This window comes from Microcoleus sp. D3_18_C4 (genome assembly GCF_036702355.1).
In the GTDB taxonomy this organism is placed as follows: Bacteria; Cyanobacteriota; Cyanobacteriia; order Cyanobacteriales; family Microcoleaceae; genus Microcoleus.
Genome location: NZ_JAUBTF010000004.1, coordinates 115906 through 140233, shown reverse-complemented (window position 1 = coordinate 140233; position 24328 = coordinate 115906). Strand labels below are relative to the sequence as shown.

The following is a 24328-nucleotide window of genomic DNA, read 5'->3' as shown; positions in this document are numbered from 1 at the left end:
AAAATACCGAACCTAAAGTTATTATCCTCCATCCTTTACATAAAAGCACTACCCACTTATGCTTGTTGGGTGAGTACGAGTACCACAAAGCTAATAATAATTAGGAAGCCTGCATCCAGTTCAAGGATAGTTTCACTGACAGATTTGAGCCACATAAAATAGATCAGGGGAAAGGCGATCGCCAAACACCAGATTTTTAGAAATATCATGATTTCTTAAAGCCGATACAAGCCATACTGGTGAAGCGAGCTAATCCTATTGGGAACGATAAAAACTGAACGCGATTTAACCCGGCTTCACGTATCAGCGCTGAGAGTTTTTCCTGGTTGAAACATCGAGTGCCCCAATGCCACTGAATGAGTGAGCCGAGTAGTCCCGATCGAGTCACCACAAGAACTAATGGTGCGCCCGGACGCAAAACTCTGACCATTTCTTGTAATCCCTGTGCTGGATTCAGTAAATGTTCAAGCATATAGGCACTCATGACACCATCAAAAGAATGGTCTGCAAATGGCAACGTATTCACATCACTTTGACAGATTTCATGACGAATATTTGCCTGACTGAGTTGTTGATCGGCTATTTTGAGCATCTCCGATGAGACATCGACTCCAGTAATCTGTATTGTTGGATTAATAGTTTGAGCAAATGCCAGACTGAAGTCCGCTGTGCCAATACCACAATCACAAATGTTCAGGTTATCAGGCCAGTGAAGCAAAATATCAGCGTTTTTTAGCGATCGCCATAGCTCTCGATAAGCATGACGATAACCCAGAAGACGAACAAGTTGATGCCACCAGATGGCAGCTTTGTTATAGGTTTGAGACAGTTGTGTAGTTGTTGGATAAACTCGTTGAACTGAAACCTGCCACCATCCAACCGTCCATTCCATTGTGAAACCTCATTGATATGGAGTAATAATGCTAGTAGCTGCTGCTAATGTCTGGACACCCTTCTCACCAGGTGACATAATATGCACCAACATGAGGTTGGCTTGATTCGATTTTGCTTCCATTTGCTGTAAGTCTCTGACCTATGTGTGAGCGAGAGTAGGTTCAGTTTTTTCAGTTTTTATCGTGATGGGATGTTGCACACTCAAAACAGAGCAGGGGGCATGGTGAAACACATAGTTACTGACGCTCCCCTGAATTAACTCTTTGACACCGGACAGTCCCCGATGCCCGATGACGATCAGATCCGCTTCCCAGTCTTGGGCGATCGCACAGATGGTTTCACCGGGGTTATCCACAAAGTCGCCAGTTTTTTGCATAGATTCTGCACCTACACCCGCTGCGATCGCCCGTTCACTAGAGGCTTGCAGTAACTTCAAGCCCATCTGTTTGTAGGTTTTCCAATGCTGTTCGTAGAACTGTACTTCTGTATTAAAATACTCAGGATTGTAACTTCCGCTGATAAGTCCTTCGATCTGGGGAAACCCTTTCTCCTGCATATGGATAATATGGAGCAGGAGCAAACTGCCTCCGGTCGTTTTTGCCTGATCGATCGCGATTTCAACAACATGATCGGTCAGATCGGATTGATCGATCGCCACTAGAATTTTGTGAAACATAGAATCTCCTTTCAGAATGATACGTGGTGGCTTCGAGATTTCTTGGAGTTACGACTTACCCTGCTTCGGTTTTCGTAAGAACTGCCTGAAGTTGTGCCTCATCTTCGTGGGATAACGAAGTTCGTAGGACTTTTCCCTCAAATTTGCTCAAGTCGTCCAAAACCTTGTCAGGTGTAGACTTTCTCACCAAAACAAAAATGGCAGAGGTTCCAGGTTCGATCGTGTTGCCTAGTTCTTGAATGAAATTGTCATCAATGCCGATATCCGTTAAGGCACCGGAAAGGGCACCCACTGCTGCACCCACAATTCCCAGTATGGGTTCAAAAAACATCAAGCCGATTAACAGTCCCCAGAAGCCGCCACTTAACGCGCCACCGGTGACGAGTTCTTGAGTTTGTTTAATCTTGACTTTGCCATCTTTCTTTCTGACCACGATCGCTGCATCTTCTAGATCGATCAGATATTCCCGCTCCATTTTTCTGAGATCGAGCAACACTTCATCTGCCTTAAATTCATCAGGAAAGCCAATCACAATTAGATCACTCATATTTTTCTACCTGTTTAAATGAACACTCAACTTTGAAAAGGAAAAACTTGCACGAAGGTAATCACAGTTCCTAGTCCTAGAAAAAAATACTAGATGTCATGGTGAGACTCCTGTGAATGAGCTAGTTTTTTCTGAATGTTGCGATGACCCCAGGGGACAAATGCAGGTGTCAGTGCGGCATAACGGGCATACTCCTCACCAAATTCTGCTAAGGCATCCCGTTCTTCTTGGTGAGCTAATCGGATATACATCGCGACCAAAATGGGGAACATGAGCAACGTCACGAGAGTAGGCCATTCCAGCAAAAAGCCCAACATGATGACAATGAAGCCGACATACTGCGGATGGCGAATGGTTGAATATGGCCCTGAAACCGCCAATGTATGACTTCGTTGAGCTTTGTAGAGAACTTCCCAAGCATTTCCTAAATAAATCAGTCCACCAAAAATTAGTACATTACTCAGAAGGTGAATCGGATTCCAATGAGGATCGCCTTTCCACCCCAGGAATGTCCACCACAGATGCCCAGCATCATGGGAAAAAATGTTCAATCCTGGATAGCGGGTTTGCAGCCAGCCTGAGAATAAGTAAAGCGTTAAGGGGAACCCATACATTTCTGTGAACAATGCCACAATGAATGCTGAAAATGCCCCGAACGATCGCCAATCTCTAGGGTTACGCGGCTTGGTGAAACTAAAGGCAAAGATGATAAATATCAGGGAATTAATAATCACTAATCCCCACAGTCCGTAAGCAGGAACGTTACTCATATCTCTCATGGTTCGATCTCCTGGACATAAATTGATTTACAGAGTACGAATAATTGCCTTCAGCGAGATGGGCTATTGCCGCTGTTACCGTCTCCATGTCCTCCATGTCCCCCATGTGCTCCGTGCATAAATAGGTGCATGAATATACAGATGAACAGTAAAGAGTACGGTAAGAATCCCGCTAAATGCGCCCAATGTTCTGTAATCAAAAAGTACGCAATAATCCCGATCGACACATACAGCACAACCTTAATTGGCAAGCTGAGACGAGTTGGCTGACGATCGGGCTGGGACTGATTTGATGAACCATGTTGGTGCATAAAGACCTCCTTGTGAATAGAACAACTCGCGATTCCAGGCTTGTTACCACCCTTGCATCTGTGCGATTTCAGCGCTCTGAGATGTGATGATTGACTGAGCCAAAGTACGGATTTCTGGATGAGAAGCACGCTCAGATGCCATCTTCGCCATCATCACCGCCATTTGATGATGGGGAATCATTTGGCGCACAAATTCTTTGTCAAAGTCCGGGGCTTTCTTGAGCGCGTCGAGGTCAGTTTTCATGCTCATCATGCCCTCACCCATCATGCCTGAGCCTGTGCCCTGCCCTTGGTTGTGGTGCTCTCCCATCATGCCCATGTCATTCATTGAAGGTGCAGGGACTTCTTTGCCGAACCACTGTTTGTACCAGCTACGCATCTCTTGAATTTCACGAGTTTGGTCTTTTTTAATCGCTTGGGCTAATTTTTTAACTTCTGGGCGTTTGGCGCGACTAAAAGCAAGATCAGCCATTGCGATCGCATCTTGGTGATGCGGGATCATCATTTCGATAAAATGCTGATCGACTCGGACTGATCTGGGTTGTTGAGGATTTCCTGGTGCAGGTAATGACTGAGCCTGTTTGCTGTTACCAAGAACAAACCCCGTCACAGCACCACTACTGAGTAGCCCGACTAAACTGTAAACCAAAAACTTCTTATTCATAAACTTACCTTGGCTAAGGGATGATCACGTTATTCTACTTTTTAAACTACGCTTAGATTGTGAGAAACTTATGAGCGATGTAAAGCTAGAGAGAGAACTTTTTGCTTGTCCAGCTTTTGATGTAGGAACGGGCATTTTTTGCCAGCAACTTCGACAAAACCAGTGGATAGATCCACCTTGGATGTGTCGGAGAAGTTTATCGGAGCAATAAGAACAATTTTGCATGGCTCCATTTGATAAAACTCAGCTAAAGCGGGTACTGATTCTGCACTGATGGCTGTTGCGTAGGATAATGGTTGAGCGCGATCGCTCATGCAGCAGCCAACGTGCTAAATAAATGGTTTTATGCCGTTGCTTTAGCCATTTGACGGCAAGATTCAGCACAACGACGGCAGGCTTGAGCGCATTTCTTACACTGATCGTGGTCGTGCTTCTCACACTCAGTCGCACAGCGATCGCACGCTTCTGCACAAACCGCACACATTTGAGCGTGCAGGTCAGAATTACGAGCCATGAACCGAGCGCAGAGAGCACAGGTATCAGCGCAATCGCGGCATAGCTGAATACATTGAGCCATCATCTGCACCATGTCACTGGTTAAGCAAGCGGTTCCGCATTGCTCACACTCACGAAGACAGTCGAGGCAATTCTGAATGCAGGTTTCTAGCAGAGATTGATGAGATTTAGTAGTAGTGCTCATGGTTTTAAGCTCCTAAAGAATCAACACAACGAAGAACGGATTGTTATGCCCTTCACCTTGGTTAGGGGATGACTAAGTTCTTATATCTCTCAAGCTACGCTCAGACTATGAGAAACCTATGAGCGATTCAAGGTTTACGTCTTTAGGAAGATTTTTCCAGATTTTTGGCGATGAGCAATTCATTTCATCCTGATTTCATGATTTCTCATCATTATGGGAGGATTCCGCCCATCTGACACCGCAACCAGCCTGTAAAGGATTTAGACTGATGAAAATTTTGGTGGTAGAAGATGATGAGGCCATTGCCGACCTACTTACTTGCATTCTCTCCAACCAAAATTACGTGGTTGAAGTTGCTAACGATGGTGAGGCAGCTTGGGAACTGATTGTTGTTTATAACTATGATTTACTGCTGATAGATATTACGCTCCCTCGTTTAGACGGAATCAGTCTCTGTCGTAGAGTCAGAGCGCACGACTATAAAATGCCAATTATGCTGGTAACAGGGCGAGGCAGTGGTCACGACCAAGCGATCGGGCTAGATGCAGGTGCTGATGGATACATGGTGAAACCGCTCGATCAGGAGGTATTGATTGCTCGAATTCGAGCCTTGCTGCGTCGCGGAGACACGGCTTTTCAATCTGTGCTGGAGAAGGGTAGTTTGCGGCTCGATCCGACAAGTCGTGAAGTTACTTACGCAGGGCAACTTCTATCCTTAAGTCCCAAGGAGTTTTCGATCCTAGAGTTCTTTTTGCGGAATGGTCGTCAAGTCTTTACCTACAGCGTAATTTTGGATCAAATCTGGGCGTATGGAGAGACTCCTAGCGAAGATGCCGTGAGAACTCATATTAAGGGGCTACGGCAGAAATTTAGAGGGGTCGGCGCTCCCACAGATTTGATTGAAACGGTTTATGGACTGGGTTATCGGCTTAAACCAATCGCTGATTCAACCAAGACGGCTCAACTCACGTCTAATGAAGCGACTCAACCGATTCAACAACAAACCCTCAGCGCCTTATCCAAGCGTCAAGAAATTGATCCCGCCTCAAACGACTTAACTACAGAACGAATCGAGCCGGAAGAGTCTCTGTTTGTGGATGAGCGTCCTTTGTTATTGATCGTCGATCCCGATCGCCAACTGGCCCAACAGTTGATAAATGAAGCGGTGGACTGGGGATTTCGGAGCGCGATCGCAACGACACTTTCCGAAGCCGAAACGAAAATTGAGCAGGATGCGCCTACCGTTGTGCTACTCGATCCCGATATTACTCATCCCACAACAGAGAGTTTAAGGCTGCTGGCAAAGCTCAGTCATCAAACTCCTTCTGTGCCAGTTCTAGTTTTAACCAGTCACGATCAATTAACCGATCGCCTAGAAGTTGCCCAACTCGGCGGACATAGTTTTTTACACAAACCCTTGCCCCCGGCTCAAGTGCTGAAAGCGATCGCACAAGCGGCACAACAAGCAGAGACAGCAAAGCAACGGGTGATGGTCGTTGATGCTGAGCCCCAGATTCTTGCAACTCTGAAGGAGTTCCTAGAACCCTGGGGATTGAGCGTAACAACGCTCAACGCTCCTCAACGATTTTGGGAAACGTTGAAATCATGCTCACCGGATCTGCTAATTTTAGATGTGAAAATGCCTGGTGTGAGCGGCGTGGAGCTTTGCAAAATTATCCGCAACAATTCGCGCTGGGGGCGCTTGCCGATCATTTTTTTGACGGCGCATACCGATGCTGCGATCGTCAATCAAATGTTTTCAGTGGGTGCAGATGACTTTGTGAGCAAGCCGATCGTAGGGCCAGAATTGGTCAGTCGCATCATCAATCGCCTAGAACGGATCAAACTCCTTCAGAATGCTGCTGAGACAGATTATTTAACCAAACTCTCTAACCGCAATAAGTCAACCCAAGACTTAAACAAATACCTTCAACTTGCAAATCAACAGGAGCAGCCGCTCTGTCTAGCAGTTCTGGACTTAGACAATCTCAAACAGATCAACGATCGTCACGGGTACAATACTGGCGACATGGTGATGCGTCAGTGGGGACAATTGCTCCGGCAAACTTTTAGGCAAAATGCAGTCGTTGCTCGCTGGGAGAGCGATGAATTTGTGGTTGCCTTATCTAGCATGATTAAGGCAGATGGTATTCAAAGACTCACTCAATTATTAGCAACGCTCCACCACAGAAAATTCGTTGCTCCCGAGCAAACTCAATTTCGGATCACATTTAGCGCTGGAATTGCTCAATATCCAGATAATGGAACGGATTTGCCTTCTCTTTATCAAGCCGCATCCGAAGCCTTGCATCAGTCTAAAGTTGCTGGGTGTGCTTGTATTTTTTCTGCGGGAGACTCTAGGGCTATTCTCCAATAAACGAAGTCTTAATTCATTATTAACATTCTCAAACTCAAACTTTTCTTAACTCCTCATAAGTTCCTCAGATTGTTTTATTACAGTCAAAGTGGGTATGCAAGGACTGTTGCATACAATCACCTCCGATCGCGCGCATTCTGGCATTGGGGAAGGTTTTGTATATCAGAGAGTTTTAGTAGCGATCGATGATTTTGAAATTAGCAGTGGAGAACAGTAATGTTAGATATCGATGAAATGGGACAAAAAGAAATACACGAACTGCTACATAAAGTAGGATATGGACACCTCGGCTGCATAGGCGAAGGGTATCCATATATTGTGCCTATGCACTATTACCTTAAAGACTCAGAAATATATATCTTCACAACGGTGGGAATGAAGACTGAGTATATGGATGCAAATCCAAAAGTTTGCTTACAGATCGAAGAAGTTCACGATCTGGTGCACTGGCGCAGCGTTGTTGTGAATGGTCGCGCTGAACGCCTCACTGAGCAGCAAGATATTGATCGGGTGATGCAATTTGTCAAAACGCAGAATCCAACACTTTCGCCTGCGATCAATCGAACCTGGATCGATGCTTGGGGACGAGCAGAGGTGATTGCAATCTACCGCATTCACGAGAATGAAATGAGCGGACGCACGACTGATGGAGTTAGCAGTCAGTGAAATCGAAAAATTTGGACAAACTTATTTTAGAAGGCTGATTTTAATTCGGCGATCGCCTCTCTAAAATTTCGCCCTAGCTTCCTTCTCTGTAAATCTGCCAACCAGGGCATCACATTAAATTAGGAGGATTAATTTATGAACCACGATCGCCATCAACATGGACAAACCCAACCCAAGCCAGGACACGCTGGGCACCACGAACACAAACAGCAACTTGAAAGGAATCTACCTGACCCACACAGCAATCATAGTGCTCACGGTAAACAGCCTAATCACGCTCAACACGCAGGTCACGACAAACACGCTGGACACAGCCCAGAGATTTTCAAACGACGCTTCTTTATTTGCCTCTTACTAACGCTGCCCGTTCTCTATTTTGCGCCCATGTTTCAGGATTGGTTTAGTTATGAAGCCATCCAGTTTTCAGGTGCGAATTGGGTGATTCCCATTTTCTCAACGATTATTTATTTCTATGGTGGCTGGGTTTTTCTGAAGGGAGCTTACTACGAACTCCGCAGTAAAATTGGCATGATGACTCTGGTTGCTCTAGCAATCACCGTGGCGTTTGTCTACAGTGTGGCAGTGACTCTTGGATTGGCGGGAGATTCTTTCTACTGGGAACTGGCCACCTTAGTCGATATCATGCTGCTCGGTCACTGGATGGAAATGGCTTCTGTGCTGGGAGCCAGCAATGCTCTACAAGAACTTGCCAAGTTAGTACCTTCTGTCGCTCACAAGAAGCAGGCGAATGGGCAGATAGAAGATGTCCAAGTAAGCGCATTAGTTGAGGGCGATCTAATTCTGATTCGTCCCGGTGAACAAGTCCCAATTGATGGTGAGGTCATCGAGGGTACTTCCAACGTCAACGAAGCTTTTCTCACTGGGGAGTCGCGCCCGGTGGTCAAAAAAGCCAACGATGAAGCGATCGCCGGAGCAGTCAATGGAGAAGGCGCTTTGACAATCAAAGTCACTCGCACCGGAGATAAAACAACCTTGAGCCAAATTATGCGCCTAGTTGAGGAAGCGCAGGCATCTAAAAGTAAATTTCAAACACTAGCCGATCGACTCGCCTATTGGCTAACTTATACAGCGATCGCGATCGCTACGCTAGCGTTCATCATTTGGCTATCTGTTAAACCAGATGGTTTAACATTTGCAATTAATCGCGCCGTTACTGTATTGGTGATTGCTTGTCCTCATGCGTTAGGTTTAGCGATTCCCTTAGTTCTAGTTAACGCTACTGGAATGTCCGCTAAAAACGGCATTCTGGTACGAAATCGAGAAGCGTTTGAACGAGCCAAAGACATTAAAACAATCGCATTTGATAAGACGGGGACATTGACAACCGGACATTTTGGCGTGCAACGAATTTATACAGATAGTATAGATGAGTTAAAAGCTTTGGGCATTTCTGCTTCTCTCGAATCTTTATCAGAACACCCGCTTGGACAATCGATCGTAGAAGAAGCCAGCCATCGCAAAATCGAGCTTTCAAAAGCCAGTGACTTCAAAGCAGTTCCCGGTCAGGGCGTTGAAGGCGTGGTAAACGGTCAGCGCTATCGGGTTGGCAGACCAGAATGGGTTCAAGAGTTGAAATTGCAGTTTCCGCCAGCGTTGCAAAAGGGACTACAAGAACGTGAATCTCGTGGTGAAAGTGCGATCGTGCTGATGGACGACAAGCAAGTTCTCGCCCTATTCGGGTTAGCAGACCAGGTGCGGGCATCTGCACGAGAAGCGGTTGTGAAATTACAGAAAATGGACGTGCAAGTGGTCATGATTACAGGCGATGCCGAAGCGGTTGCCAAGGCGGTTGCTGGGGATTTGCAGATCGATCGCTACTATGCTCGTGTCCTACCACAGGATAAAGCTGCATTGATTCGTAAGCTCAAAGCTGAGAAGCCAACCGCCTTTGTGGGCGATGGAATCAATGATGCACCGGCTTTAACCGAGTCGGATTTAGGACTGGCGATCGGCGCTGGAACCAATGTGGCGATCGAGTCGGCTGATTTAATTTTGGTTAAAAGCGATCCGCTTGATGCAACCTACGCGCTTAAACTTGCGAAAGCGACCTACAACAAAATGACTCAGAACTTGCTTTGGGCAACTGGGTACAACGTCGTTGCAATTCCTTTAGCAGCAGGAATTGGTGTACCGTTCGGCCTTCTATTAACGCCAGCATTGGGCGCAATATTAATGAGTGTTTCGACGGTCGTTGTTTCAATTAATGCAATGTCGTTACGTCGCGTTCGTTTGAGTGATTAACTGCATATCTTGGAGGAGTAAGAGTTTATGTCCAAGAGAATCTTCCAAATTCTGGCGGCACCAGAAACCAACCTGTTTCTCTTTGCCTTTTTGCTCAACTTTGTTTACGAAGTTTGGCAGGCTCCCTATTACGAGTTCTACCGAAGTCCCTCTTTAGCCGACAAAATCAATGACTTGACTCACTGCTCCTTCGGCGATGGGGTCATTATTCTATTTAGTAGTTGGGTGGTGAGTGTGTTAGTTCGTTCGCGGAAGTGGGTGCTTTATCCCACCTCGAAGCTGGCGTTCCTGTTTACCAGTATTGGGTTGGTGATTACTCTGGTAATCGAAACCTATCGAGTTAATGTTTCTAAAGTCTATGGGGTTCCGGTGCTGGCAGTACCCATTCTAGGGATGAGTTTACTGGCCGTAATTCAGTGGATCGTTTTACCACCATTCATCCTTTATCTGGCTCGCCGTCATATGTTGGGTTATCTCGAAAAGCGGAGCTAATTAATCGACATGGACAAGGAATTTAATGCCTATCTGTTGGGTGGTGGTATCGGCTCTTTAGCAGCCGCAGCCTTCATGATTCGCGACGGCGGACTCCCTGGCAGAAATATTTTTATCCTAGAAGTAAAGCCCATCTTGGGCGGGAGTTTGGATGGAGCCGGGAACCCTGTAGACGGTTATTCGATGCGGGGGGGACGGATGTTGACGAGTGACAATTATGAATGCACTTGGGATCTTTACAAGTCCATCCCCTCCCTAAGTTCGCCCGGTAAAACAGTGTTTGACGAAACTATGGAGTTTAATGAACGGCATAAGTCAAATTCTATGGCGCGTCTCGTTGACAGCCGCCGAGCAAAAGTCCCTGTGAGTTCAATGGGCTTTTCCATGCAAGATCGTCAAGAGTTGCTGAAGCTTAGCCAAGCTGATGAAGACGAATTGGCTGCTAGTCGTATCACTGATTGGCTTTCTCCAGAATTCTTCAAGACTGAATTCTGGTTTATGTGGGCAACTACATTCGCCTTCCAGCCGTGGCACAGTGCCGTTGAATTCAAGCGTTACTTGCATCGCTTCATGCTCGAATTCTCTCGGATTGAAACCCTTGCTGGGGTGAAGCGAACCATTTACAATCAGTACGATTCATTGGTTCGTCCACTTCAGAGTTGGCTCGCAGATCAAGGTGTCAATTTCATCGTCGATTGCAAGGTCACAGATCTCGATCGCAACACCGAAGAAGGCAAGTTTGTGGTGACAGGCATTCATTATCAGCAGAAGGGTGAAAGTAAAGCGATCGCGCTTAAAGACGGCGACCTGGTTTTTCTGCAAAACGGATCGATGACTGATGCCTCAAGTTTGGGTTCTATGACAAGTGCGCCCAAGAAGCTGACCAAACAGGACAGCGACAGTTGGAATTTGTGGGAAAAGCTGGCGGCAGAACGCCCAGATTTCGGTAATCCTTCTGCTTTTAACAACAGCATTGCCGAGTCACTGTGGGAGTCTTTTACAGTCACACTAAAAACCCCTACATTCTTCAACAAAATGCTTGAATTTAGCAGCAATCAACCGGGAACTGGTGGGCTTGTCACGTTTAAAGACTCCAACTGGCTGATGTCTATCGTGCTCGCCTATCAACCCCACTTTATAAATCAACCTGTTGATATACAGGTCTTCTGGGGATACGCTCTTTTCCCCGATCGCGTGGGTGATTTTGTGCCCAAGCCGATGAGCGAGTGTAACGGTGAAGAAATTCTGCGAGAACTCTGCGGTCATCTACGATTCGATCTGCATACTGTGGAATCGGCAAACTGCATTCCTTGCAGGATGCCGTACATCACAAGTATGTTTATGCCTCGTTTAGGCACGGATCGACCGTTGCCGATTCCTCGCAGCTCGAAGAACCTTGCTTTCATCAGCCAGTTTGTCGAAATTCCTGATGATGTTGTCTTCACGGTTGAGTATTCGGTGCGAGTTGCTCAAATGGCAGTTTATGAATTTTTAGGTATTAACCGCCAAATCCCGCCCGTTTCGCCTCATGATAAGTCACTGCGAGTGCAGTTTGAGGCTTTAATCAAAGCGTTTAAATGAGTTTTGTAACTTCCCAGAAAAGTTGATTCATACCGTCAATCAGCAACGCCGTTTTTTCATTATCTTTACCAAAATTTCTGTTCTATTATCTTAAACTCTTTAGTCGAGTAGAGAGTCAAGTAGAGAAGTCAACATCATTCTTCAGGCATATTTACTCGAATTTTTGAATCTAGGCCTTGACTCTCTAGTGAGGTTGAGAGTTTAGTATGGACTTAGTTCTAAGAAAATTAGTCACTCAATTGAGGATAAAGATGAGTATGCTCACACTTGCTAAAACAGTAATCGGTGGAACTATAGCTGGCTTAACGTTGTTAGCTTTGACAGCTAATCCCTCGTTTGCAGACACTCACAACCAGACTGCTAGTCAAACAATAGCGCAAACCAATCAGGCTCCGCAGCAGCCTACTGAAGGCGGATGTAGCTGTTGCAAGGATATGATGAAAAATATGCCTGGTATGTCTGGGATGAGAGGAAATTAAAGCAACCGCTCCAGATAGACGGTTATGGCGATCGCCATGCGATCGCCTTTTGGGAAATATTTAGGATGCTGTGAAAAGAACTAACAGACAAGGCGTTCTTTGGAATCAGAAAAACGGTGTCGCCCTAACAGTTTTACTGCTCTGTTTACTGCTTTGTTGGTGGTTGGAGCATCCTAATATAAATCTATTCACACCAGAAGGCTTCAAACAAGCAGTCAAGAATCTAAGAATTTTTGTTGCCGTTCAGGTGTTAGCCACCGTCGCGGCAATTTCTTTGTTCCGCTCTGAGGTTCCAAAGCGGGAGTTTAGTCAGTAACCCTGAACCTGAATTTTTCTCACTAACTCAAGCTTGATGCCAGACGTGAGGTAGTGTTGTGCCTGAATCATCAATGCTGATGTTTCTGCATCCAACCCAGCATTAAGCCAGTTCCCATTAGTAAAAAGCCAGCAAAGCTATAAGGGGCGCTTACCTGCCATGCAAATAAAACGCCCCCTAACATTGATCCCCCAACTTGTCCGAGGCTATTAGCGGCATTTTGAATTCCTAACACTGTTCCCGTGTGTTGACCGCCCCGTTTTGAAATCAAAGCAGCTACATTTGGGGTAATCAATGCCATACCGAATGCCAATATAGCGACAACTCCCAGCACAATCGGAAGCGATCGCGCCATTAGCAGCAGGAAGATTCCGCTTCCCATGAGTGCAAATCCCAGAGCAACTTGGGCGATCTCATTCATATATCGAGACAAAAAGCTCACTGCAATGATTTGAAAGACTGCCATCACTGAGCCACACATCATAAATACAAAGCCTGTTTGGACGGGCCCGTATCCCAATATTTCTTGAGCATATAATGCAAAAACGGCTTCAAACATCGTGAGTCCAAACTGGGCGATCGTGGCTAAACCCAACAGCAGTAATAATGGTTTATCCAGCCTTTTCCAATCTAGTGCTGGCTGACGAGGGACTACAGTTGCGGATCTCGATGGTAACGATTCTGGCAACCAGCGGAGAGCGACTAGCAGCGTTAAGAACATCAAACCCGCAGCTAGAAAAAAGGGAGGAGCATAATTTTCAATTTTGAGATCGAAAAGACCGAGGGTAAAATGTAAGTCTTCACGAGTTGTCAAACCACCAAAAGCTGGTCCAGCAATTGCTCCAAGACTCACTGCTGTACCGAGCCAAGCCATTCCTTGGGTGCGATCGCGCTCAGTCGTTACATCCGAAACATAAGCCGCAGCAGCAGGCAGCATCGCAGCGGCTAGAACCCCACCGACCGATCGAGCAACATACAGCATTGCGAGGGATGATGCAAACCCAAATAGTAGTTGAGCGATCGCGGAACCGGCAATTCCGATCAAAATTAAGGGTCGCCTGCCGACTCGATCTGACCATTGCCCCCAAAACGGTGCTGTAATTAACTGAGCGAAGGCGTAAATGCTGGTTAATAAGGTAATGTGAATGGCGATCGTCTCACGCGGAACAACTGCTGTATGTAAATGTTGGGCGTAGAAAGGAAGTACAGGCAGGCTTACTCCGAAGCCAATCATGACTACAAATAAGCAAACAAGAAGTAAGAAGAGCTTTTTAATCATAAAATCAGGTGAGGGGTTTTATTTGTATTGGGTTGGTAATTACTCTGGTAATCGAAACCTATCGAATTAATGGTTTCTAGGCGTTGCTGATTCACGGTATGAATCAACTTTTCGCTTGATGTTACAAAACTCACCCTACTTAGCTTATACCCATTCCGAAATCTTGAATTTATACCTGTATTCAGCAACGCCAGGCTGAATCTCATTAACTACCAATAGTCACACAAACCTGGGATAATTTAAACAAACGGCTCAGATGGTAAGCCAAAGAAGCGAAAACAGCAATGGCAAGCTACAGAGAATGGAACCAAGCATTAGTGTCTTACTTTACCAGTGGCGTACCGCGCGGTACTAAACTTTACGTAAGCGTTGACGACGATGTACTCGAGCGTATTGGTCTAGAATTTGGAAAGGATACGGGCGTCAACAACGGTCGCGATGACTTTTTGATTGCCGTAAGGAAAAGAGTCATCATTGACCAACAAGTTAATTTGAGCAACTTGCGAGGGTGTGATTCTGACGGTTTACCCAAAAGTATTGCCTTTCTCAGTGCCACAGTCCTAGCCGCCTATCAGATGGCTGAGGAAGAAAAAATATCAGAACTAAACTACTTCCGGCGATTGCAGAAAATTTTAGGTCTGTCCGACGCTCGTCGTCCACCGGGCATGGAATCTGGTTCCGCTGCTGAAGAACCGCTATGGAAAGAATGGAATCTTTGGCTAAGGCAACAGGGATTTTTACCTTCAGCAGTTCGGGGTCGCGGTGGTCCAACTACCTATATAAATTATCCAATTTCGCAATCTCTTCTACGCCACGCTGATAAAAACCGACTTCTAGATATATTTAACGAAAAGCAATGGACAGCCCAATGGGATGCCCAAACTTTATTTACTCATGTCCGCCGCGAGACGCCGAGGCTTTGCCAACACTTAAAAGAGTTACTGACGGACAACAGGCAGCGCTATGAAGCCGTTGCCGAAGCAATTCACGAAGTTTACGAACAATGGCAAAATGAGGGGAAACCAGTAACACTAAAACAAGGAGTACGCACCTGGAGCCGCTACCTTTTTGCAGGTTTATATCGCACTGAAGATCCATTCTTGGGCCAGATTGATTACTATCTCTACCCGAAACAGCTAAAAGGGCGACCAGTAGAATCGGTACAAGTTCAGTACAGAGATAACGTTCACCAGCTTCGGGACGAACGCGCTGGATGGTATTTCCCTCTAAAAAATCCAATAAATATGAATGAATTGGATCGCGGTGCAAGATACCAAATTAGTTGTTCTACAGACCTGGATTCCCTAATTTTGCCCGAGCGTAACTTTTGGATATTAATTCCAGATCCCGATAACCCAGATTCAGGAGCCTATGCTTCTTGGGGAACGCCATCCCTCGGTACGCCATTTATCCTACTCTACAAAAAAGAACTGCTCTCAGATATTCAACGGTTGCAAGATGAGCAGCTATTGAAATGGCAGGGTGGAGCACAACCAGTATTTAAAAATTCTACCTGGTTTGAAATTCACACCTGCATGGTTGTTTCCCAAGCTTGGGATGCAGTCTTTATCAAAAGTCAAGAACTTAAAGATGCTTTGCAACCCAGTGTCCGTTTATCTATTAGCTTTTCAGGTGGTTTGCGCGTACCTCAATTGGGTGCATGGCTAGAGGGACATAGCCCTCTAGTAACTATCTTTGGTTTCCATCCCACAGTTGAGTTACAAGTAACTCGATTATCGGATGATTCCCAAATTTGGGAAAAGTTACAGCAAAGTACAAATATTCCCATTGTAGTTAACTTTCCTAGTGTAGGTGACTATCTCGTAAAAGCTACTTGTGGAGGTGAATCTAGCGAGCGCTTTGTCAGAATTGTTGATTGGAGTGGTCTGTCAATAGTAGAACCATCAAGTTGTGAAGTGATGCCGATCGGTTCAAGTCATAATATTTGTGGCAGCGTCCTTCAGTCATTGGCTCAATAAAGTTAAATAAATTCAAAAGTAAAATGACCAAAATTCAACGTTGGTACAGAGGATTTTCATACAAAGGGAACCCAAAACAACTTATCCAGGAAGTTTCCAAACACATACAACACCAAAATATCAGTCAATATGTGCCACTTCTGCGACTGGAAAAAGGAGCTACTTCTAGAAAAAGCTTTTATTTTTTTCTAGCAATTGAAAGTAGTACCCTAGGAGAAATACCTCAAGAAATTGTAAACTCTAATTTGCTCAAATTTCCCTGTTTTAAAACTTCGGCAGTTCCCGGCAATAAGAGCTTCACCTATGAACAAATAAAATCTATGGTTGGGGCAGCCCATGAAGTTTACGATTACACGAACCCTATTCCTTATCAGCCTGTAGAGAAAGTTACCTATGATAACCCATTTGAGGCGAGCGCCTCATCGCCTATCAATCAATCGTCACCAGATATTGAGGCACTTTCCCAGCGTTACGAACACCTTCTCTACTGGCTATCTACCCTTGGTAGCGGAACGTGGGAATCCTTCAAAAAAGCCTGCGATACTCTGAGACTTGAGGAACCAAAACGCATTTTACGGAGGCTTAGGTTGCTTGGGCATATTGAGTCTTCTTCAGACGGTACACGATGGTCTATGGCTCCTACAGCCCTCGTTAAGATTAAATCAGACTCTCCAGAATTTCTTCTTTGCGGTCAACGCAGCATCAAGTTGCTGAAGGAGTTGGAAAAATATACAGATATAATTTCCAGTCATCAATCAAGAAGAGACGCACCGCCTTGCATTCGTCTCAATTTGAGTGACTTTAATATAATTACAAGCCAGTTTTCTATCCTTTACGCTGGGGAAGTATCGAGCCGACTTGCTGAAATTATACCAAATCTTGACATTTGGAAGCAGAATCTCAGAAGCTTGCAGGGAATTGTGCCGAGTATATACGAGTGGAAGCGCTTTGATGGTAATGATTTTATTAGCTGTATCTCTCCCAATCAAACAGGTATGTACCAGATGTGGAGGATAGAGGAGAGCGATCGTCCTGGCTATACACTCTTTTATGACCAAGAAAGCGCTAGTTGGCGACAGGGCGACTGGTATGGTCTACGATTTTTAGCATTGCAGCACAGTGGCTTTGAATGTATTGCACGTTACGATCACGCTAGCGGGCGTTTAGCAATACCTGTCTCCCAGCGTTGGCCGGAAATTTACGAACGTGCGCTAGTGCTAGCATCTGGACAACTCCCAACTTATCAAAAATCCTGGTTGCTCTACGAGAACGTGCCGATGGAAGTAATTTCTCTGCTAACTGATAAACTTAATGTAAAGTGCGAAGAGGTACCTGCCAGTGCATGACTTAGTTGGCGCATATCAAAGACTTGATCGCATTTATCAGCTATATATCAAAAGTGCCTTTCCCCTGCGTTACCGCGCTTTGGCTGATGAACGCGATCGCCTCCTCCAGCAACCAGGTATCTTGAGTCAGCCTCCCTTAGTTGAGCCTGTCCCGATTTATCCATCATCGGGGATGAATTTGTCAGCCGCAGCCAATCAACTGCCCTCCGAATACCACAATTTGGCACAACTTGGGCAAATGATTTTCGATCCGGGAGTCCAGCTTTACCAACACCAATGGGAAAGCCTGCGGGAAGTGTTGGTTAACCAGCGAGATTTAGTCGTGACTACTGGTACGGGTTCCGGTAAAACCGAATGTTTCCTCTTACCGCTTTTCGCACAGTTAGCAAGGGAATCCCAAACTTGGGGGGCTAATCGCCAACCGCCATCAAATCATCGTTGGTGGGATAACAATGTAAATTCTAATGGCGACCGTATCTCTCAATGGGCGCATACACCCCGACCAAAAGCCCTCCGTGCCTTGATTCTCTATCCTCTTAACGCGCTAGTTGAAGACCAGTTGCGGCGGCTGAGAAAAGCGCTAGAAGCGCCATCAGTACACCAGTGGTTAAATCAAAACAGAGGGGGAAATAGAATTACCTTTGGACGCTACACCGGACAAACACCAGTTTCAGGCATACAGAAAGACGATAGTATCAGACGACTGAAAAATGAATTAAGGGAACTAGAACAGCAGCGCCGACAGAGAGATACGGATATCCAAAACAATCCGTCTTGGCTTCAGGATATGCCCGATTTGCCTTACTACAAACCGCTACTTGATGGCGGTGAAATGTGGTCTCGGTGGGATATGCAAGATAGTCCGCCGGATATTCTAATTACTAATTACTCGATGCTCAACATTATGATGATGCGGAGTATTGAGAACAATATTTTTGATGCTACTCGTGACTGGCTTGCTGACAATCCCGACCACCAATTTTTCCTCATTATTGATGAACTTCATGCTTATCGCGGTACGCCGGGGACAGAGGTTGCTTATATTCTGCGATTGTTGTATTCGCGTTTGGGATTGACACCAGACTCGCCACAACTACGGATTTTGACGACTACAGCTAGCCTTGAGCCAAATCAACAGGGCAGAGACTTTTTGCGTGAGTTTTTTGGCCGCGATAATTTTGACTTCATCACAGGACAACAAACCCCACCAACACCAGGGGCAAGATTCAATCTTTCGGCCTATCAAAATGCTTTTGCCCAGTTTGCTCAGTCAGTACAAGCTGACCCATTGCAGGAAATGCAACCGCCAAATTCAGCATCTAATCAAGTGCGGAATGCTATGTCTAATTTGGCTATGCAGCTTGGACAACCGGCAGGATCTGGACTAAGTGCGGAACAACATCTTGGAGAAGCACTGGCTACTTTAGGCGCAGCCGATGTACTGAGAGATGCTTGTCGCGAAGTCGATCGTCTGCTTAATCCAAGTAATCCTAACCCTACAGTGAGGGCTACGAAAGTTATAGATGCAGAACACTTAAATGATCCAACAGATTTAGACCGTCAAATTTTCTCTGGTGCTGCGAGTAATGGGTTGGTATCTGATGCGATGCGGGGGCTACTTCTAGGACTGGGAATGTCTCAACGAGTGAGTACGGGGCGATCGCCTCAACCTGTACGCGGTCATCTATTCTTCCGCAACCTGCAAAACTTATGGGCTTGCTGTAATCCTAACTGTACCCATTCACCAGTCGATCGAAATATAAGGCAGAACACTCCGAATCCTCCGACTGTTGGTGCAATTCATGCCACTCATCGCCTTAGCTGCTCCTGTGGTTCTCGTGTTTTGGACTTAATTATTTGTGAAGTGTGTGGAGAGGTTTTTCTTGGAGGCTACAACAAAACTACTCAACCAATAGGAAACACAAATGTAGAAATTCTTACACCCGATCAACCCGATTTAGAGGGAATCCCTGACCGTATTACTCTCAATCAACGCTACGGAAATTATAGAGTTTTTTGGCCTTTGCCTGGAGAGACACCTGTTTGGGATACGCAGCCACAAGACCCAGAATGGACGCTTGATAAAATAAAACGCCGATGGGTTCGTGCCAAGTTAAATCGGACTACAGGCGCACTTACGCAGAATAGCACTCAACCACAAGTAGATGAAGAAATACCAGGGTGGCTCTATCAAGTGACAGGCAATCATCCAGAAGAACGAGCATTGCCAAGTAAATGTCCTCGCTGTGATGCTGACTACGGAAGACGAGACAAATTTCCTACTCCCCTGCGTTTCCACCGCACCGGATTTCAGAAAGCTTGCCAAGTGCTTGCCAGTGGACTTCTGAGAGAAATGCCAGCACCAATAAGCCCCACCAGTCGATCGTCTCGCAAGCTGGTCATATTTTCCGACAGCCGTCAAGATGCCGCCAAGCTAGCTGCAGGGATGGAGCGCGATCATTATCGCGACATGGCGCGGATGTTGCTGATTCAGTCTTTTCAAGATTATTGGAATGACTTTGTAGGCTTCCTCCGCATTACTTGTGCAAATAACCAAACAGCACTTACTAGGTTGCAGGCATTGAACCCAGATCTTTACACTGCTGTTGTTGCGAATCCGCAGCCTGATGATATGGTTCGGCGCAACCGATTTCGCAATACTAATCAGGCTTTGGTAAATGAAGCAAGAGACTGGATTGATGATTTGCCCTCAAGTAATCAGCAGGCTCGTGACGAATGGCTAGGATTACTAGAGCGCTACCCAGGGGGAATTCCTCTTCTGAATTTGCGGGATAAGATTCGAGATGGCCTTCTCAATTATGGCATTTGTCCGGGCAGACCCAGCTTTCGGACTATGACCTATACAGTCGGACAGGGAAGGGGAGTAGAAAGGTTTCCTTGGTTTGATTGCTACAACTGGAATGCTAATCCAATCGCACGAGTTATTCCCGGCACCCAGGAACAGAGAGCTCATGCTGACCTGTTGGAAGCTCTCTTAACTGAAGAGTTGATGTATGCTCTTTTCCCCCACATTGCTCGGACTATTGAAGGACTGGCACAGGGTTGGGTTAGCTATCAATATCAAGGAAACCGAACTCCGTTGATTGAAGCAACTGAAGCAGTGATTCGACAATTAGGAATTCGGAAATTACATCGCTATTTTCCCCATGTCCGTCTCGACAATAATTCTGATTTGCCTAAGTTTGCTCAACGGTACATTAGTAGAACGGGCCTTGAACTAAGCGACGTGCAGCATCAGTTACAACAAGTCATTCCAATCCAACCTTCAAATCAATCTCAAAGTCAACGATTTATACTCGATCCAGATCGCCTCTATCTCGTTTTACCACCCCCGGCAAATTCTGATGGTTCGCGTCCGGGATTCCGTTGTCCGCAATGCAATGCTTTCTTTATTCAACCTGCTGCTGGAGTTTGCCCCGAATGTAACAGCGATCGCCGTTTTGACAATCCGAATACTTCCACAATTCATCTGACACCAGGACAGACAACAAGCGACTTTGATTACTATACCTATCTTTCAGAGCAATCAGGTCAGCCGTTCCGCATGAATGCAGAGGAATTAACGGGTCAAACTGACAAAAAAGAGCGAACTAGGCGCCAGGAGTTATTTCAAGACATCCCTATCAATCAAGAAATTCTGCGGGTTCAGGGTATCGACTTATTGAGCGTCACAACGACAATGGAAGCGGGGGTAGATATTGGTGCATTGCTAGCAGTAATGATGGCAAATATGCCGCCCCGCCGATTTAATTATCAGCAACGAGTTGGTCGTGCTGGCAGACGTTCTGCGGGAGTTTCATTAGCTGTTACCTTCTGTCGAGGCCGAAGTCACGATGACTTTTACTTCCAGCGTCCTGAAAGCATCACAGGCGATCCGCCGCCACCGCCCTACGTTGAGATGAAGAGTCAAGAAATTTTCCAGCGCGTCCTCATCAAAGAAGTGTTAAGGCAAGCTTTCACAGACACAGGAATCACTGCGTCTTTAGGTGGGACTGACAACGTACACGGTGAGTTTGGTGATGTTGCTAATTGGGCTAATTATGAAGTAGCGATCGCCAATTGGTTAAACAATCCAGCCAATGAACCGAAGATTTTGTCAGTTTTGGATATTTTGCGGGTGCAAACAACATTATCGAATGCTAGTAATTCTCAAATGTTGAATTATCTCCGCCAAAACCTGATAAATGCCATTCAAAATGTTGTAAATGACCCTACATACACTCATAATGCGCTGAGCGAACGTTTGGCAAATGCGGGGTTATTACCGATGTTTGGTTTTCCAACGCGGGTGCGTTTGCTTTACACGCGCTGGCCCTCACCGGGCGCTCAATGGCCACCAGAGACGGGAATAGTCGATCGCAACCTTGATGTGGCTATCAGCCAATTTGCACCAGGATCTGAGACTGTCAAAGATAAGGCGGTTCACACTGCTTGTGGTGTGGTTGAATTGTATCCTCAAGGCAACACAATTGCGACCGCACCAGGCTTAGTCCCAGCACTCACTCAGGGCAACGAATCTCTCGGACTTTGTAGTAACTGTCAAGCGGTAATCTACCCGTACATAACCTTAAATGAACCACTCCCTGGCGGTCAGCGATCGCCAACAACTCAATGTCCAGTTTGTGGTGTAAATGATGCGATGCGTTACATTGATGCCAGGGAACCCAAGGCATTTTTTACAGACTTGCAACCAGAGGACTTTGATGGGCAATTTGAGTGGCAACCGCGATCGACACGACCTTCTTTGAGTATCCCTCCGAATGATGGCACGCCTGCAAATAATGGCACGCCTGCATCTGTCCTTAATGCTTCTGTATCTGCATTCAATGACAATATCATTTCGGTTAATGATAATGGTGGCACTGGAGGGTTTGACTTCTACGAAAGAGTTAGGATTGATAATCGACATAAATCAGGAGCTTATGCTGTATCTAAGCAAAACAGTTCGGTTAGTACATCTGGAGCGGTTTATCGGGTAGCTCTACTATCTCGACGTAAAACAGATATCCTATTAGTAAATATTCAGGAATGGCCTAATGGCATATTTGCCAATCCAACTACAGTTGAAGGTCGTGCTGCTTGGTATTCTTTCGCGTTTTGGCTGCGGGTAGCGGCTGCTTCTCTTCTCGATGTGGATGCACTGGAGTTGCAGGCGGGTTTTCGTTCATTAGAGCAGAATGGAGCGATTATAGGTCAAGCTTTTCTTTGCGATCAATTGGAAAATGGAGCTGGATATTGCCAATTTCTCGCCCAACCGAATGAGTTTCAACGACTGATGGATCGGGCAGATCCAACAATTTCAAACAGCATTGCCTGGAAATGGACGAATCCTCACGAGCACGGAAGTGATTGTGATACTTCCTGCAATTTGTGTTTGCGGGACTATCAAAATCTGGCTTATCACGGGTTATTGGATTGGCGACTGGCTTTAGATATGGCACGATTGGTGTCTAATCCTGCGTCGGCGATCGATCTCAACTCTTCTTGGGGCAATTTCCAGAATCCTTGGCTTAACTTAGTGCAAGTTCCAATTCCAGCCGCACTTCAACGCTTGGGTTATGGTGCACCAGTGCAGTTTGAGACTCTCACTGGCTACGTGCACCAGAATGCTCGACGGCGGACAATCAAAATGATTCGACATCCTTTATGGAATGATGACCATCCAGAGTGGATTGCAGCGGTGGCGAGCGCGCGATCGCAGTATCCTGGTTATCAGGTGGAGGCTGTCAACCCGTTTATGGTTCTCCGGCGACCGGGAGATTGTGCGTGATGTGGGAGCAGATATTTTCAAACGAATCACGATGGAATTTAGCGTTTTCCATAGGGTGTTGCGTTTGGAGTCTGGCTGTGGTCAAAAATTGCTGTCCAGTCACGAGAAGATTTCCAAAAAAATGTCAAGGTATTGTTAGGGCAATTACGGTGATGACAAGTTAGAGAGGCAGAGTCAAGATACCCCAATGATGTGCTTCCAGCTCGCCGACAATATTTATTAACAAATTCTTCATATTCTGTTTCTGATATCTTATAATTAGATAGAGCAGCCAAAATTTTTAAATCCTTATAGTAAAGCATTTGTTCAGCATAAATTGTTTGCCAGTTGTCGGTAGAAAACTGTATTATTTCTTTTTTAAAGGTTTTTGATTGAGCAATATACATGATAATAAAAAATGATTTTTTCCATTTTGGGAACTGATCCAATAAATCGTTGATTAGGGAGACACAGCCGGATAACTGTTTACCAGTTCCATTTATGTAATCCATAAAAACAAAAACACTATTTTCTGGATCTACATCGACTTCAGGATCATTGTACCCAGGGTTTTCAAAATAGTCTTTTAGTAGTCTAGGTTTACTGGCAGGAGGGCAACCAGTCTCAGAACCAGTGAGAGCATGATTTTCGTAATAGCCCCAAAGTGTATGCTGGCTTTCAACACCCTTTTTTTTAGGTTGAGGAAGCCAAGCATACCGGATAACTTTATTACGCAGCCACCTTTTAAATTTTATTTCACTCTTCGTTGGTGGGTTTTCGAGAGAATGAAATGCTTCAATTAAATGTTCTTGATCGAGCAGAAAATTCAGAAGTTGGTCTCGTAAGTTTTTAACGTCTGTTTTAATAGTGCCTTCTGAAAAAAACTGAATCTCTCTCAGAAGCAAATAGGCTATATTTTTTTCAAGAGAAGTGTCAAATTGATTTAGCCATTCCCTGAGTGTATTAGTAGATATAGTTCCAGGTGCTTGTCTCAGTCGCTCAGCGATGGCATCTATGTGATGAATATCATAGATTTCTCTTTCATCTACTTCTCTTTCTTGAGGAAGAATAGAAGAAATTGGTGTGCGATAAAGCGCAGTTAAATCATACCAATTTTCTTGTAGTGATTCTAAATACTTTCTCAAATCATCTTCGTCATCTGAATTCGAGAAACTACTTAACTGATTTTTTTCCTGAGTCATATTTGGGA

General features: G+C 45.4%; 22 protein-coding genes. 11 read left to right on the top strand and 11 right to left on the bottom strand.

Going from position 1 to position 24328, the window contains the following annotated elements:
- Positions 1–56: 56 nt before the first annotated feature.
- The 9 genes from QUA90_RS03275 to QUA90_RS03235 form a co-directional block, all read right to left on the bottom strand.
- Positions 57–209: a hypothetical protein gene (locus QUA90_RS03275; protein WP_333237040.1), complete on the bottom strand. Its 153-nt coding sequence runs from the start codon at positions 207–209 to the stop codon at positions 57–59.
- Positions 206–892, bottom strand: coding sequence for a class I SAM-dependent methyltransferase (locus QUA90_RS03270; RefSeq protein ID WP_333237038.1), 687 nt, complete (start codon positions 890–892; stop codon positions 206–208). Before QUA90_RS03270 ends, QUA90_RS03275 begins: the two co-directional genes overlap by 4 nt.
- 141 nt (positions 893–1033) lie before the next feature.
- A complete protein-coding gene (locus tag QUA90_RS03265) occupies positions 1034–1570 on the bottom strand; it encodes a universal stress protein (protein ID WP_333237036.1) in 537 nt (178 codons plus the stop codon).
- A 55-nt stretch (positions 1571–1625) separates the two neighbouring features.
- Positions 1626–2117, bottom strand: coding sequence for a DUF1269 domain-containing protein (locus QUA90_RS03260; RefSeq protein ID WP_333237034.1), 492 nt, complete (start codon positions 2115–2117; stop codon positions 1626–1628).
- Between the two features lie 89 nt (positions 2118–2206).
- Positions 2207–2896, bottom strand: coding sequence for an isoprenylcysteine carboxylmethyltransferase family protein (locus tag QUA90_RS03255; RefSeq protein ID WP_333302396.1), 690 nt, complete (start codon positions 2894–2896; stop codon positions 2207–2209).
- 50 nt (positions 2897–2946) lie between these two features.
- Positions 2947–3207 (bottom strand): DUF2933 domain-containing protein, encoded by a 261-nt coding sequence (locus tag QUA90_RS03250; RefSeq protein WP_333237030.1) that lies wholly within the window; start codon positions 3205–3207, stop codon positions 2947–2949.
- Between the two features lie 43 nt (positions 3208–3250).
- Positions 3251–3871 carry a DUF305 domain-containing protein gene (locus QUA90_RS03245; RefSeq protein ID WP_333237028.1) on the bottom strand — a complete coding sequence of 207 codons (621 nt, stop codon included), beginning with the start codon at positions 3869–3871 and terminating at the stop codon, positions 3251–3253.
- A 68-nt stretch (positions 3872–3939) separates the two neighbouring features.
- On the bottom strand, positions 3940–4185 hold the full coding sequence (locus QUA90_RS03240; protein WP_333237026.1) for a hypothetical protein: 246 nt from the start codon (positions 4183–4185) through the stop codon (positions 3940–3942).
- Positions 4186–4214: 29 nt separating this feature from the next.
- Positions 4215–4571, bottom strand: a complete 357-nt coding sequence (locus QUA90_RS03235) for a four-helix bundle copper-binding protein (protein ID WP_333443842.1) — start codon at positions 4569–4571, stop codon at positions 4215–4217.
- Positions 4572–4839: 268 nt separating this feature from the next.
- Between QUA90_RS03235 and QUA90_RS03230 the strand changes: the two genes are divergently transcribed.
- The 8 genes from QUA90_RS03230 (at position 4840) to QUA90_RS03195 (ending at position 12744) form a co-directional block, all read left to right on the top strand.
- A complete protein-coding gene (locus QUA90_RS03230; protein WP_333237023.1) occupies positions 4840–6948 on the top strand; it encodes a response regulator in 2109 nt (702 codons plus the stop codon).
- A gap of 94 nt (positions 6949–7042) precedes the next feature.
- Positions 7043–7165: a hypothetical protein gene (locus tag QUA90_RS03225; protein ID WP_333151715.1), complete on the top strand. Its 123-nt coding sequence runs from the start codon at positions 7043–7045 to the stop codon at positions 7163–7165.
- The gene (locus QUA90_RS03220) at positions 7165–7614 is read left to right on the top strand and encodes a pyridoxamine 5'-phosphate oxidase family protein (protein WP_333142796.1); all 450 of its coding nucleotides are present in this window, start codon (positions 7165–7167) and stop codon (positions 7612–7614) included. Before QUA90_RS03225 ends, QUA90_RS03220 begins: the two co-directional genes overlap by 1 nt.
- Positions 7615–7749: 135 nt before the next feature.
- The gene (locus tag QUA90_RS03215; protein WP_333237019.1) at positions 7750–9876 is read left to right on the top strand and encodes a heavy metal translocating P-type ATPase; all 2127 of its coding nucleotides are present in this window, start codon (positions 7750–7752) and stop codon (positions 9874–9876) included.
- A gap of 27 nt (positions 9877–9903) precedes the next feature.
- Positions 9904–10368 (top strand): hypothetical protein, encoded by a 465-nt coding sequence (locus tag QUA90_RS03210; RefSeq protein ID WP_333237014.1) that lies wholly within the window; start codon positions 9904–9906, stop codon positions 10366–10368.
- Between the two features lie 9 nt (positions 10369–10377).
- Positions 10378–11949: an oleate hydratase gene (locus QUA90_RS03205; RefSeq protein WP_333237012.1), complete on the top strand. Its 1572-nt coding sequence runs from the start codon at positions 10378–10380 to the stop codon at positions 11947–11949.
- Positions 11950–12155: 206 nt separating this feature from the next.
- Positions 12156–12428: a hypothetical protein gene (locus tag QUA90_RS03200; RefSeq protein WP_333443839.1), complete on the top strand. Its 273-nt coding sequence runs from the start codon at positions 12156–12158 to the stop codon at positions 12426–12428.
- A 70-nt stretch (positions 12429–12498) separates the two neighbouring features.
- Entirely contained in the window at positions 12499–12744 is a 246-nt protein-coding gene (locus QUA90_RS03195; protein WP_333237008.1) for a hypothetical protein, read from the top strand.
- Positions 12745–12814: 70 nt separating this feature from the next.
- Here QUA90_RS03195 and QUA90_RS03190 read toward each other — a convergent pair whose 3' ends face one another.
- Positions 12815–14023, bottom strand: a complete 1209-nt coding sequence (locus QUA90_RS03190; RefSeq protein ID WP_333237006.1) for an MFS transporter — start codon at positions 14021–14023, stop codon at positions 12815–12817.
- Between the two features lie 284 nt (positions 14024–14307).
- On the opposite strand from QUA90_RS03190, the gene QUA90_RS03185 reads away from it, so the two are divergent.
- Genes QUA90_RS03185 through QUA90_RS03175 form a run of 3 tightly spaced genes read left to right on the top strand, consistent with a single transcriptional unit; the run spans position 14308 to position 23139 of the window.
- The gene (locus QUA90_RS03185) at positions 14308–16002 is read left to right on the top strand and encodes a hypothetical protein (RefSeq protein ID WP_333142803.1); all 1695 of its coding nucleotides are present in this window, start codon (positions 14308–14310) and stop codon (positions 16000–16002) included.
- Positions 16003–16025: 23 nt separating this feature from the next.
- Positions 16026–17348 (top strand): hypothetical protein, encoded by a 1323-nt coding sequence (locus tag QUA90_RS03180; protein ID WP_333237004.1) that lies wholly within the window; start codon positions 16026–16028, stop codon positions 17346–17348.
- Positions 17341–23139 carry a DEAD/DEAH box helicase gene (locus tag QUA90_RS03175; protein WP_333237002.1) on the top strand — a complete coding sequence of 1933 codons (5799 nt, stop codon included), beginning with the start codon at positions 17341–17343 and terminating at the stop codon, positions 23137–23139. Before QUA90_RS03180 ends, QUA90_RS03175 begins: the two co-directional genes overlap by 8 nt.
- Before the next feature lie 38 nt (positions 23140–23177).
- Here the strand turns inward: QUA90_RS03175 and QUA90_RS03170 are convergent, their stop codons facing one another.
- Positions 23178–24320 (bottom strand): phosphoribosyltransferase-like protein, encoded by a 1143-nt coding sequence (locus QUA90_RS03170; RefSeq protein WP_333237000.1) that lies wholly within the window; start codon positions 24318–24320, stop codon positions 23178–23180.
- Between the last annotated feature and the right edge of the window lie 8 nt (positions 24321–24328).

Bases quoted from the DNA above. Each gene is read 5' to 3' on its own strand.
- QUA90_RS03275 (WP_333237040.1), bottom strand. From the start codon at position 209: ATGATATTTCTAAAAATCTGGTGTTTGGCGATCGCCTTTCCCCTGATC.
- QUA90_RS03265 (WP_333237036.1), bottom strand. From the start codon at position 1,570: ATGTTTCACAAAATTCTAGTGGCGATCGATCAATCCGATCTGACCGAT.
- QUA90_RS03190 (WP_333237006.1), bottom strand. From the start codon at position 14,023: ATGATTAAAAAGCTCTTCTTACTTCTTGTTTGCTTATTTGTAGTCATG.
- QUA90_RS03215 (WP_333237019.1), top strand. From the start codon at position 7,750: ATGAACCACGATCGCCATCAACATGGACAAACCCAACCCAAGCCAGGA.
- QUA90_RS03230 (WP_333237023.1), top strand. From the start codon at position 4,840: ATGAAAATTTTGGTGGTAGAAGATGATGAGGCCATTGCCGACCTACTT.
- QUA90_RS03170 (WP_333237000.1), bottom strand. From the start codon at position 24,320: ATGACTCAGGAAAAAAATCAGTTAAGTAGTTTCTCGAATTCAGATGAC.
- QUA90_RS03240 (WP_333237026.1), bottom strand. From the start codon at position 4,185: ATGAGCGATCGCGCTCAACCATTATCCTACGCAACAGCCATCAGTGCA.
- QUA90_RS03220 (WP_333142796.1), top strand. From the start codon at position 7,165: ATGTTAGATATCGATGAAATGGGACAAAAAGAAATACACGAACTGCTA.
- QUA90_RS03225 (WP_333151715.1), top strand. From the start codon at position 7,043: ATGCAAGGACTGTTGCATACAATCACCTCCGATCGCGCGCATTCTGGC.
- QUA90_RS03180 (WP_333237004.1), top strand. From the start codon at position 16,026: ATGACCAAAATTCAACGTTGGTACAGAGGATTTTCATACAAAGGGAAC.
- QUA90_RS03205 (WP_333237012.1), top strand. From the start codon at position 10,378: ATGGACAAGGAATTTAATGCCTATCTGTTGGGTGGTGGTATCGGCTCT.
- QUA90_RS03245 (WP_333237028.1), bottom strand. From the start codon at position 3,871: ATGAATAAGAAGTTTTTGGTTTACAGTTTAGTCGGGCTACTCAGTAGT.
- QUA90_RS03270 (WP_333237038.1), bottom strand. From the start codon at position 892: ATGGAATGGACGGTTGGATGGTGGCAGGTTTCAGTTCAACGAGTTTAT.
- QUA90_RS03235 (WP_333443842.1), bottom strand. From the start codon at position 4,571: ATGAGCACTACTACTAAATCTCATCAATCTCTGCTAGAAACCTGCATT.
- QUA90_RS03210 (WP_333237014.1), top strand. From the start codon at position 9,904: ATGTCCAAGAGAATCTTCCAAATTCTGGCGGCACCAGAAACCAACCTG.
- QUA90_RS03200 (WP_333443839.1), top strand. From the start codon at position 12,156: ATGGACTTAGTTCTAAGAAAATTAGTCACTCAATTGAGGATAAAGATG.
- QUA90_RS03250 (WP_333237030.1), bottom strand. From the start codon at position 3,207: ATGCACCAACATGGTTCATCAAATCAGTCCCAGCCCGATCGTCAGCCA.
- QUA90_RS03260 (WP_333237034.1), bottom strand. From the start codon at position 2,117: ATGAGTGATCTAATTGTGATTGGCTTTCCTGATGAATTTAAGGCAGAT.
- QUA90_RS03255 (WP_333302396.1), bottom strand. From the start codon at position 2,896: ATGAGAGATATGAGTAACGTTCCTGCTTACGGACTGTGGGGATTAGTG.
- QUA90_RS03185 (WP_333142803.1), top strand. From the start codon at position 14,308: ATGGCAAGCTACAGAGAATGGAACCAAGCATTAGTGTCTTACTTTACC.